The organism is Microcoleus sp. PH2017_05_CCC_O_A (assembly GCF_020738785.1).
In the GTDB taxonomy this organism is placed as follows: Bacteria; Cyanobacteriota; Cyanobacteriia; order Cyanobacteriales; family Microcoleaceae; genus Microcoleus.
This window is the reverse complement of record NZ_JAEQCB010000197.1, coordinates 1-10,064: the sequence shown is the minus strand read 5'-3', so window position 1 is coordinate 10,064 and position 10,064 is coordinate 1. Positions and strand designations below refer to the sequence as shown.

Genomic DNA, 10,064 nt, shown 5'->3' with positions numbered 1-10,064 from the left:
CAGGCTCAAACCCATGTTAAATACCACGCGCCGAAATCCTGCGTGTTTTGCCATCAAGGTCGCTTCTTGATTATTCAATTTGAGCGCTCGCTTGACGGCAAACATGGAACTGACTCTCAGCAATCAACTTTAGATAAGTTTAGCAAACTATTTGCCACTTAACTCTTGCTCCTAGGAAGAGGATTTAATGGCGTGAACCAGTAACTTGGCAATTTCCGAGAGTTGCTTTTTGTTGAAGGTTTTGAGCAAAAGCTTGACTACCGCCTTAGGTTCAGCGGGAAGAGCTACTTGCTTCGACGCTGCTGCTGGGGCTGCTGGGGCGCTTACCTCTGCTGGTTTTGGGGCTGCTACCAAAAGTAGCAAATTTTTACTCGGAGCGATCGTCTTAACTTTCCCCGTTTGCACCAAATCTCCCGCATCCTTGAGCTCTTTGATAATCAGCGGAGCTAAGACTTTATAAGAGTTTTTGGGATTAACGATCGCCCCTCTAGCAGTTTTAACTAAATTTTGCCAAGGCTCAAATTTAGCTCCCAACTTATAGAGTCGAGCGCACGCAGTCGCCAATTCCTGACGGCTAGCAGCAGATTCTTTCTGCTTGAACACCTGCAACATCTCTTTCAGTAAAACCATCACTTGAACAGCAAAATTCCCCGGCGCGGCGCCCGCTGTTGGAGCCGCGACAGGTGCACGAGTTCCAGCAGTAGCAACCGCCACAACTTTGCCCGCCGCCAAGTTGTTGAGATGAGTTTCCAGTTGAGCAAAAACTGGCATCACCTGCTGGACGAGTTTTTCTCCCTCTTCATTCCTCAAGCCAAAAGGCCCTTCCAGTCGCGCCAGCAAGTCTTTAAGCGTATCAACTCCCTTTAAAAATAGAGATTCTGCCGTTTGGTCAACTTGCTTGACGGGCCCATCCTTGAGTACCTTAAAACAATCTTCCAAGCGGTGAGCGGTTGTTTTAATACTATCCAAGCTGAGCATAGCCGCCCCTCCTTTCACAGAGTGGGCGGCTCGAAACATCTCTTGGACCATTTCGGGGTCTTTCATCGTGGACTTCAAATCCACCAAACCATTTTCTAGAGTATCGAGGTGCTCCTTAGCCTCCTCTATAAACAAACGCATTATTCGATCTTGCTGATCTGACACGACAGTCCTCCTAACAATCTCAGCATCCTCCAGAAAGAACCATCTTCGTGGGAGGAAACACGACTCCTGCCAAAAGTCAGAAGCTCCCATGCAAAATATTCTAGCCTGCCTCTTGTGAAAGACTGACAATACTCGTGTCTGGGCGGTTTTAGCTCTCTTTCCTGGTGTGCTGGAGATCGATTTTAGAGTTCTGAGGGAGTATCTGGAGCAATTTCGATGCCCATTCCTTGTTTGATCATCTGCTGATCCGTAATCAAGTCGTTCAATTCCTTGACTTCGACGCCGATTTTTTGGCAAGCTTCTTTGAGTTCCCGCTCAAAAGTGTTGAGGTCGCTTCCGTAGCCGCAAAGCTCGGCGGCTGTGGTGATTCCTTGTTGGGCATTGGCTTTGGCGCAGTCGATCAATTCAAGACCTTTGAGGGGTTGGGATGATGCCATAATATCAAACCACAATTTATCTTTTGTCCCACTGTACCTAGAACGTTGAGGTCGATCGATCTATCGAAAGGCATGAAAAATCCTAGCGGTGCTGCGTGTTACCAATAAATTATTTTTGGGGACTTCCTGTCAAAATAGCAGTAGTTAGGATTTTCTAACCGCTCGTAAAAACATGGACAAAGCTACCCAAAAGTAGTCAATGTTAGACATCTACGTCAGCATTGATTGTTTTGCCAGTTGAGGCTCTATATAAACCACGCTGAACGCGTTTACCGCTAAAAACAGGCTTGACCTCTGTCTTTTTGTTATACCTCAAACACTACAGCAAACGGTCGATCGCACGCCCCCGTTCTCCCAAGCTCAAAATTTCCCGACATTTCTCTTGCCAAGTCGAAGTCATTACGAGTATGATTTAACAAGAAGCAAAAAAGAGAGCCGCCATGAGGATCGAAGAAATTCCTCTCAACCAGATTCGCCGCCCCCTGCCGCGAGTCAACGACCAAACTAAAGTAGCCGCCCTCATGGAATCCATCCGGGAGGTAGGTTTAAACGAGCCCATCGACGTGCTAGAAGTAGATGGCCAGTATTACGGATTTTCCGGCTGCCACCGGTACGAAGCTTGCCAGCGCCTCGGTTTAGAAACTATCCCGTGCAAAATCCGCCGAGCTCCCCGTGCTGTGTTGCAGATGCACCTAGCCTGAGCAATTCACGACAGGCAAATATTCGATCGCCCAAAACAGCCAAAACTGCAAAAACTGTCAAAACAGTCTCAGATATTCGATCGACAATCACCACTAACAACCTAAAAACCTATGACTACCAACAACCACAAACAACACCTTTACCCGACGCGCATCGATATGTCAGCCGCCACCCGATCGAACATAGTCGGGCTGCTCAACGCCACGCTAGCAACCACTCTGGACTTAAAAACTCAAGTCAAGCAAGCTCACTGGAACGTCAAAGGCATGGACTTCTATCAGTTGCACTTGCTGTTTGACGAAATGGCCGGGGAACTCGAAGAATACGTCGATACGGTTGCTGAACGAGTCACTGCTTTGGGCGGTTTGGCTGTCGGAACAGCCCGCACAGCAGCCGCAGATTCGATTTTGCCAGAATTTCCTTTCGACATTCTAGATGGCAAGGAATACGTCACTGCTTTAGCCGATCGCTATGCACCCTACGCCCAACATCTACGAGTTGCGATCGACAAAGCATCAGAACTTGGCGACGCCGATACAGCCGACTTGTACACCGAAATTTCGCGGGCTATTGACAAACGTTTGTGGTTCCTAGAAGCGCATTTGCAAGCTTCTGCGACAACTGCAACAGCCGTCGCTGAGAAAGTTGCCGTCAAATAGCTACAACTTTTGTGGGGTGGGCCGGAGAGCCCGCCACAGGCTTTCTGGCCTGTGCCACAACTTTTGTGGGGTGGGCCGGAGAGCCCGCCACAGGCTTTCTGGCCTGTGCCACAACTTTTGTGGGCCGTTGCTCCTAGCCCGCCCCAAAGATGTATTTCCGATCGGCTCCCGACAGTTTACGATCGAGAATATGTCCATTTATTAATTTGGATGAAATTTTCGTGGCAGCTAATATTCCAGATTATGCTCCTCAACTGCAACGGCTGATGCAACAGGCCGGGATTTCGAGCGATCGAGAACTCAGCCAAAAAGCAGGAGTTCCCGAAATTCAGGTCATCCGCCTGCGTCGCGGCTTAGCTTTGAAAACCCGAGCCGACATCCTGCTCAAAATTAGTCAAGCTTTGCAAATTTCCTTAAATGAACTGCTCGCAACCCTGGCGCCAGACTTTGTAGAGTTAGAAAAGGCACCACCCACAGCCTTAGAACAAGAATATCAGCGCCTCCAAGCTGCGATCGCACAGCAGCGATCGTCTTTGATGGAGGAATTCCAGCTTGCTAGCGTACAAATTTTAGAATCTTGGATGTTGCAGTGGCCGACTGCTGCCAGCAAAGCTCAGGAAAATCACCACTTGCGGGCCCAGAAACTGCTGCCGTTGCTACGCCCCGTCGAGCAGTTATTGCAGCATTGGGGCATAGAGTCGATCGCCCCAGTCGGAGCAGAGATTCCCTACAACCCGCAACAGCACCAGCTCATCGAAGGAACAGCCCAGGCCGGAGAACCCGTCAAAGTCCGCTATACAGGCTACACACAAGGCGATAAACTCCTCTACCGCGCCAAAGTTAGCTTAGTTTGATGCCATTCTGTATTCAGCAGAACAAAAATTGTCCCCCTCTCACAATTCACTCGCGGTGGCGAAGCGCTGCGAGTCCGATCGGCGTTCCCATCCGCAAAGAGCGCCATCTCTTGCACTCAACAATATTCTCCCGTTCTCGGATTTTCCGTTTCTCTTATTTGGATCGGAGTCCATCTCGCAGCTATACTTAGCCTAGTCTGGCTAGAAATTCTGACATTCCCATCGCAAAATATGAGTCCTGTAGTTAAAATTATTCAGCCCTCTGGCATTTTAGACGGCACCAAGGCAAGTCAATTCCGCCAAGAGATTAGCGACCTAGTGGAAGCGGGAGCCGATGTGGTATTGATAGACTTCACTGATGTGACTTTTATGGATAGTTCTGGTTTGGGCGCTTTAGTATTAGCGCTCAAAACAGTCCGGGCCGCTGGGAGTCAATTAGTCGTCTGTTCTATCAACGAGCAAATCCGCATTTTATTTGAACTCACCAGCATGGATCGAGTTTTCGAGATCTTTCCGACCCGGGATGCTTTTAATCGCAAAATTGTCTCCACTAACTAACTCTTTTGGCTGCTGTCTTCTTGCCATTTGGTTGCAAATGTGATGCAAGAGGTCAGCTAGCCAAAGTTGATCTTGAGTAAAGACCAATCATCATCAAAAACTGCTTTAGCGTTCAACTTTTGAATGTAGTTCAGAACCAGTTCTAACTGATCGGCAGTTGCACCGTTGTAAGATGCTAGCAGGTCGATGAAAGGGTCTAGCCCCCAGATATTGCCGTCAGGTTGGTGAATCTCGTATACCCCGTCGCTAAAGATGTAGAGAGTGCTTAAATCCTCGACATCGCAGCAATTATCGACATAGCGGGCGTCGGGGAACATCCCAACTGGCATTCCGGGGGTTTTTAATTGCTTGATTTTAGCCGTGCTCGCAGGGGACTGGGAAATTAACACTGCCGGGGGATGACCGGCGCTGGCGTAAGTTAGCTGCCGAGTAATGCGGTTGTAAACGCCATACCAGATGGTGAAATATTTGTCATTTTGGTAGCTCATCTGGAAGGTGGTATTGAGGGCCCGCAAAACATCGCTCGGTTTGTAGTAGTCAATGTTGGGCAGTGCGCGCGATCGCAGCAAATTCAGCACCGCCACAGAAGGCAGCGCCGCCCGCAAACCGTGACCGGCTACGTCGAGCAAGTAAATCGCCAAATAATCGGCATCCAGCCAGTTGTAGTCGAAGCAATCTCCGCCTAACTGCCGGGAGGGAATGAATTTTGCCTCGATGCTGACAGGTTCCGTCATCGGATCGGGCAGCAGCGATTGCACGTACTCCGCTGCTTCGGCTAACTCTGCTTCCAGGCTTTGCTTGGCAATTTTCAAATCTCGGCTGAGTTGGTGCAGCCGCAATCCTGCGCGTACTCTCGCCTGCAATTCGTTGAGTTCGATCGGCTTGGAGATAAAATCGTCGGCACCGGCGTCAAGCCCTTTGACTCGATCGGCGATCGATCCCAAAGAAGTCAACAAAAAGAATTGTGTAGTTGACAGTTCCGGATCAGCCTTAACTCGACGGCAAACATCAATGCCGGTCAAACGCGGCATGATCCAATCGCAAATTATCAGCGCCGGACGCAATTTTTGCGCCTGGGCCACGCCGTCTTCGCCATTGCTTGCTACTGTCACTTCGTAACCCTGTTTTTTCAGGGTTCTTCTCAGCAGTTCTTGAACAGCCGTATCATCGTCAATAACCAGAATTTGAAACATGGCACTCGGGTACTACAAGTCTTTCAAAGGTCTGGGGGTCATTTAAAATATATCCTGTGAGGGCGATTGTCTGAGATTGAGTATAGTCTAATAACATCGCTTTTCAGGTAAATGCTTTTGCCGGCCAGCCATCGAGTTCAATTTACCTTTAAATTTGATGCAAATTTTGGTTGGGTCGAACTTCACCCAGTTTATCCTCAGAACATAAACTTTGATAGATTTTTTTTGGGCAGCAGGGGCGAATTGACATCGGGGCGCGACTTCTGGTATCGTAAACAGCTAATTACTCGATTTGACATTTATTTTTTTAGCAGTACAAGCCAGTACAGTCGAACTCCCATTCAATTTTGCTTGGTTTTACACGGTCAGCCGCCGCAGCAGCAACTGGAAAATGACGCTGCCATTGAAGAACTGCGATGGGTGATGTTGGCGCTAGCAGTTGCCCGCATTTTGGCAAAAAAGTTAACAACGTAAAGTACAGGCAGTATAATATTTGCCTCTATTTTAGCTAATAAAACAGCAAGAAGCCTTTCACCTGCCCGATAGGGAGGTGATGAGATGAATTGCGAGCGAGTTGACGACAATCCTCTGACCAATGCCGGAGGCGAGGGAAGAGGGTAGGTCGGAAATGAGCTGTCATATTTTGTTTGTACCCATAAATTTGATAGAATAAATTTGGTTAACTTCACCCCTATCGGTGTCTGATCAGCCTCTGTCCAGTAGCATTGCGATTATTGGTAAGCGACTCCGTTGCACAGCATAGAAGCAAGTAGGCACATCTTGATTAATGCAAATTACCTCCGGGTTTGTCCGATAGTGCGAATCAGCCAGCATCTCATCCAGGGCAGTAAAATTTGTAGGGTACAAGGTAAGAAATTTACAGTCTGCGGTAGGGCATTCCGTGGACTTAAAACAAAGCTCATCGCCTCCGAAGCAATAGCTGGATTGGATGAGAAGCCTACACTGTATTGCTTGCAATCAGTGTAGGAGTATGTCACGGAACTATAATTTTAGTGGCTGAGCGTGATTGAATTAAAAGGTTCCGAAAAGTTGCAAGTCCTAAAGAAAGCGGCTCTTCAAGTCAATACTGGCCAGAGTGCTTTAGAGCCAGTTTTGTCCTGGTTTGCAAAATTATACGAGCAGCGAATTCCTGCAAGTGTGTGGATACGCTGTCAGTTGGCTTTGGCTGAGGGCTTTACAAATGCGGTGCGTCACGCCCACGAGGGCAAACGGCCGGATTTGCCGGTGGAGATTAACGTGGTGGTGTCTGCTGAATCTGTAGAGATTCAAATTTGGGATTCGGGCTCTCCCTTTGATTTAGAGCAAAAAATTCAAGATATGTCGAAAACGATCGATCCTGAAGCTTCGGGCGGGCGGGGCCTCAAGTTGATGAAAGACATCGCAGACAGTCTCAGTTATACCAGAACGGCTGATGGTCGTAACTGTCTGTCGATCGTCAAAAACTATACTCCTATCCCCGAGACGGACGACGAAGATGATATTTTGCAGTTGCCGGACGAACTTTTGGGTTGATCGGCTCATCGGCTTTTAAACGCGCGACAGAGGGTTTAGCCACAGCAGAATTGTCCGTTTTAATTGATTTAATTCTCGATACACTTCTTGTTTTACCCATTGGCCGATCGCGTCGAAGGGTGTAAAAATTTGACCGACAGGCCAGCTAACATCTTGACCTAATGGCGTTTGATGGTTGCCGGCCAGTGTCTGAACTGTAATCATGTCGGAAAATCTTTGTTTTAGCAGACCATTTAACAGCAGGGTTTGGTCGATGTTGTCGCTGTTAAATTTGACTAAAAGATTGCGCCGGATTTGATAGCTATCTTGCACGAGGCGGTTGGTGTCTTGGGGGGAAGGGGTAAACTCTACGTTAAAGACGGGGGAAATTTGCTCGACGATCGGGATTGCTTCGGATGCTGCATAATTGTTGAAAGAGATCAGAATATTGCCGGCTCTTTCTATGTCAAACACCGAGCCGATCAGCAAGTGCAGTTTGCATCCCATGCTGTGCCCCATGCCGTAGACAGGCAGATAGGAAGATTTGAGCAATTTCTTGGCGCGCAACCTATCGAGGGCATTTTCAAACTTGTTGAGGACATCGCGGGCGATCGCAATATGATCCAAAGTATTGACAAACGGGGTTGCTACTACCACATATCCTTGATTCCCCAAGGCCTCTAACAGCCACCGATAGGTCAGTTGCGGTGCAGCAGCTACAAATGCGCCGCCGAGAAAATGTACGATCGCGATCGGTTTCGAGTTTGAGGGAATTAATACCCAGTTGCCAGAAATTTCTTGCCAGTCCATAAATTTAGTCTAGTTCAAAGTAAAAAGGCGATCGTTCTCTGAAGGTATCAGGTAAAAAGGTAGAAAGCATAATTTTTGTTACTTTTTTGCTTTTACTTTCTGCCTAACAAATAGGTTTCCTACCCATTTTTATTCACAAAACTTGGCTTTTTACTTACCATAAATAATTGGTTTAAAGCCGGAACCCCGATCGGGAGGAATTTAAAAAAGACGATTGATTGCTCCAATCCTCTTCCTTCTTTGTCAACTGCTGTCAACTGTCAACTGCTGTCAACTGTCAACTGTCAATTGTCAACTGTCAACTGAATGAAACCTTATCTATTTTAATTGTTTTGGCAGCAAATAGCACGGCGGGCACAGGCTGCTATTTCCGGCTCGCTCGGGTTGAGGCTGGCGGCTGAATATAACACTATACGCGATGGTTAACGCTTTGTTGCGATCGCGCGACGCCAGAGCGATCGAGCGTATCTATTTTTCAGAGGCTTTTATCTCCAAGACGGTTCAGATCGAACCGTCTTAGATTAAAACCTGCATACAAATACAAGAGCCTTTAGGAAAAACCGCTGACTTCCGACGATCGCTGGGGATTAAATTCTGCTGCATGACGGGTGCTTTCTGTCGTTTGACGGCTCAACTTCTCGTGAGATTTCATCCATTTCCACTTGTTCAGAGTAGCTTGAGGATTGAGGGCTGTCGTAGCGATGCCATAAATCAGAGTCAGTACAATCTCCCGATTCAACCAACTTTGTCCCACCTTTCTCATGTAGTGCAGTGCCAAAACTTCTCGGAATTTGTTGAGCCTTGGCAAAAGGGGCAAATTGTTAAAGCACAACTGTTCGTACTCGTTGAGCGATAACTCTTTTTCTCCCCGCAAGCGCCGCAGTTGGTTTTCCTTGACACATTCAGAAGCTATGCGCTTTTTCAGCCAGTGCTTGTCTGTGAGAGAGTTTCCTCTAATTCGATAATTTCCCAAAGGTGCTGTCGCGGCTAGCAAGCCGTGCTTTTGAGCAATTTTGGTAAATAACTCTGTATCTTCTCCTACCTCCCAATCTTCTGCAAAGCCACCTTCTTTGAGCAAAATGAAGCGATCGACTACCACAGAAGACGGGAAAACCCAAGGACTTTCGCCTGTCTCCTTAATCGCCTGCATTTCGGCTTTAGTTGTAGGATAGGTAGGAACGTAACTCAACTTGTTGCCATGCTTGTCTAAATACCGCAAAGCGTGAGCAACTGCTTTGACTTCGGGATTGTCTGCGAGCATCTTCAAACAAACTTCTAGCTTGTTGGGTTCCCAGGTATCGTCACTGTCTAGAAACGCTACATACTTGCCGGTTGCCCGCTTGATCATTAAATTTCTTGACTTGGAAACCCCATAATTGTGGGGATTTCTATAGAACTTAATTCTCGAATCTTGCTTAGCCAGCCTAGCACCAATTTTTCTAGTATCGTCTGTCGAGCAGTCATCAACAATTAAAATTTCTAGATGCTTGTGGCTGCCATTAACTACGGAGGCAACGGCCTCGGCCAGGGTTTCGGCTGCATTGAATGCAGGAATTATTACACTGACTTTTGGGCTGTTCATAACTTGAATTAGTTGTGTTTTGGTAGTTGTTCGCCGAAGTATAGTCTTCGCCACATATGACCCCTGAAATTAGAATACGAAGAAAGTAAGGATTTTCCGCTGAAACTGAAAATTGCTGGCTGTGAAACGCACTGACTGGGATCTAGTGCGATGAAAGCTCGCGTTTGAGCAGTTAAGTTGCAAAGCATAATGTCCGGCGCTAGATGATTCGAGCTTCCACCCCCTGGCGTGTATGCCAGCAAGGGCAAAAATAGGATGCTGTTTCTGAGCGTTCGTATATCTACATAGAATCAACAGTGCTTTCCGCAAAGGATTATACAGCTTTATTAAGTTTTATGACAGGAAATTAAGAAAATTAACTTCCTATATCAAACTTCCTGCCTTGGGGGAAAGAAGAGGTTAACTTACAGGGCGAAATAGTTATCTAAACTTAATCAAAGCTTGCTGGACAAGATAAGTCTAGAATTGAGATAATATCTGGAATGCCGAAAACCAAGGCTCAATTATCCGGTTTGTAAACCGCAGTTCTGTCAGTACCAGCCAGCCTGTTAAGGTCGAGAAGGAAGTCCACAACTCGTTAAATTGGCTGAAAATAGTGGGTGACTCATGGCTAA

Annotated in this window: 12 protein-coding genes; 6 read left to right on the top strand and 6 right to left on the bottom strand. The window is 47.2% G+C overall.

Features of this window, described 5'->3' with window-relative positions; translation table 11 throughout:
• The 3 genes from JGK20_RS30810 to JGK20_RS30800 all read right to left on the bottom strand — a co-directional run.
• A partial coding sequence (locus tag JGK20_RS30810; RefSeq protein ID WP_293233309.1) for a helix-turn-helix domain-containing protein occupies positions 1-105 on the bottom strand: 105 nt, incomplete at its 3' end.
• Positions 106-171: 66 nt separating this feature from the next.
• A complete protein-coding gene (locus JGK20_RS30805; protein WP_293187044.1) occupies positions 172-1,143 on the bottom strand; it encodes an Hpt domain-containing protein in 972 nt (323 codons plus the stop codon).
• A gap of 182 nt (positions 1,144-1,325) precedes the next feature.
• Positions 1,326-1,580 carry a hypothetical protein gene (locus JGK20_RS30800; RefSeq protein WP_293187043.1) on the bottom strand — a complete coding sequence of 85 codons (255 nt, stop codon included), beginning with the start codon at positions 1,578-1,580 and terminating at the stop codon, positions 1,326-1,328.
• A 440-nt stretch (positions 1,581-2,020) separates the two neighbouring features.
• Between JGK20_RS30800 and JGK20_RS30795 the strand changes: the two genes are divergently transcribed.
• The 4 genes from JGK20_RS30795 (at position 2,021) to JGK20_RS30780 (ending at position 4,353) form a co-directional block, all read left to right on the top strand.
• A complete protein-coding gene (locus JGK20_RS30795) occupies positions 2,021-2,281 on the top strand; it encodes a sulfiredoxin (protein ID WP_293187042.1) in 261 nt (86 codons plus the stop codon).
• 111 nt (positions 2,282-2,392) lie between these two features.
• Positions 2,393-2,941, top strand: a complete 549-nt coding sequence (gene dps / locus JGK20_RS30790) for a DNA starvation/stationary phase protection protein Dps (protein WP_293208897.1) — start codon at positions 2,393-2,395, stop codon at positions 2,939-2,941.
• A gap of 149 nt (positions 2,942-3,090) precedes the next feature.
• Positions 3,091-3,795 (top strand): helix-turn-helix domain-containing protein, encoded by a 705-nt coding sequence (locus tag JGK20_RS30785; protein WP_293226723.1) that lies wholly within the window; start codon positions 3,091-3,093, stop codon positions 3,793-3,795.
• Between the two features lie 231 nt (positions 3,796-4,026).
• A complete protein-coding gene (locus JGK20_RS30780) occupies positions 4,027-4,353 on the top strand; it encodes an STAS domain-containing protein (protein ID WP_293187039.1) in 327 nt (108 codons plus the stop codon).
• 56 nt (positions 4,354-4,409) lie between these two features.
• On the opposite strand, the gene JGK20_RS30775 is transcribed toward JGK20_RS30780, so the two are convergent.
• Entirely contained in the window at positions 4,410-5,546 is a 1,137-nt protein-coding gene (locus JGK20_RS30775; protein ID WP_293187038.1) for a SpoIIE family protein phosphatase, read from the bottom strand.
• A gap of 243 nt (positions 5,547-5,789) precedes the next feature.
• On the opposite strand from JGK20_RS30775, the gene JGK20_RS30770 reads away from it, so the two are divergent.
• Together JGK20_RS30770 and JGK20_RS30765 are read left to right on the top strand one after the other, a co-directional pair.
• On the top strand, positions 5,790-6,020 hold the full coding sequence (locus JGK20_RS30770; RefSeq protein WP_293187037.1) for a hypothetical protein: 231 nt from the start codon (positions 5,790-5,792) through the stop codon (positions 6,018-6,020).
• A gap of 549 nt (positions 6,021-6,569) precedes the next feature.
• Positions 6,570-7,079 carry an ATP-binding protein gene (locus tag JGK20_RS30765; RefSeq protein WP_293214364.1) on the top strand — a complete coding sequence of 170 codons (510 nt, stop codon included), beginning with the start codon at positions 6,570-6,572 and terminating at the stop codon, positions 7,077-7,079.
• Between the two features lie 15 nt (positions 7,080-7,094).
• On the opposite strand, the gene JGK20_RS30760 is transcribed toward JGK20_RS30765, so the two are convergent.
• Together JGK20_RS30760 and JGK20_RS30755 are read right to left on the bottom strand one after the other, a co-directional pair.
• Positions 7,095-7,868 (bottom strand): DUF1350 family protein, encoded by a 774-nt coding sequence (locus JGK20_RS30760; protein WP_293187035.1) that lies wholly within the window; start codon positions 7,866-7,868, stop codon positions 7,095-7,097.
• A 550-nt stretch (positions 7,869-8,418) separates the two neighbouring features.
• The gene (locus JGK20_RS30755) at positions 8,419-9,450 is read right to left on the bottom strand and encodes a glycosyltransferase (RefSeq protein WP_293187033.1); all 1,032 of its coding nucleotides are present in this window, start codon (positions 9,448-9,450) and stop codon (positions 8,419-8,421) included.
• Positions 9,451-10,064: the final 614 nt, after the last annotated feature.

Excerpts from the sequence above, each read along its gene's own strand:
- JGK20_RS30760 (WP_293187035.1), bottom strand. The coding sequence starts at position 7,868 with ATGGACTGGCAAGAAATTTCTGGCAACTGGGTATTAATTCCCTCAAAC.
- JGK20_RS30780 (WP_293187039.1), top strand. The coding sequence starts at position 4,027 with ATGAGTCCTGTAGTTAAAATTATTCAGCCCTCTGGCATTTTAGACGGC.
- JGK20_RS30785 (WP_293226723.1), top strand. The coding sequence starts at position 3,091 with ATGTATTTCCGATCGGCTCCCGACAGTTTACGATCGAGAATATGTCCA.
- JGK20_RS30775 (WP_293187038.1), bottom strand. The coding sequence starts at position 5,546 with ATGTTTCAAATTCTGGTTATTGACGATGATACGGCTGTTCAAGAACTG.
- JGK20_RS30795 (WP_293187042.1), top strand. The coding sequence starts at position 2,021 with ATGAGGATCGAAGAAATTCCTCTCAACCAGATTCGCCGCCCCCTGCCG.
- JGK20_RS30800 (WP_293187043.1), bottom strand. The coding sequence starts at position 1,580 with ATGGCATCATCCCAACCCCTCAAAGGTCTTGAATTGATCGACTGCGCC.
- JGK20_RS30755 (WP_293187033.1), bottom strand. The coding sequence starts at position 9,450 with ATGAACAGCCCAAAAGTCAGTGTAATAATTCCTGCATTCAATGCAGCC.
- dps (WP_293208897.1), top strand. The coding sequence starts at position 2,393 with ATGACTACCAACAACCACAAACAACACCTTTACCCGACGCGCATCGAT.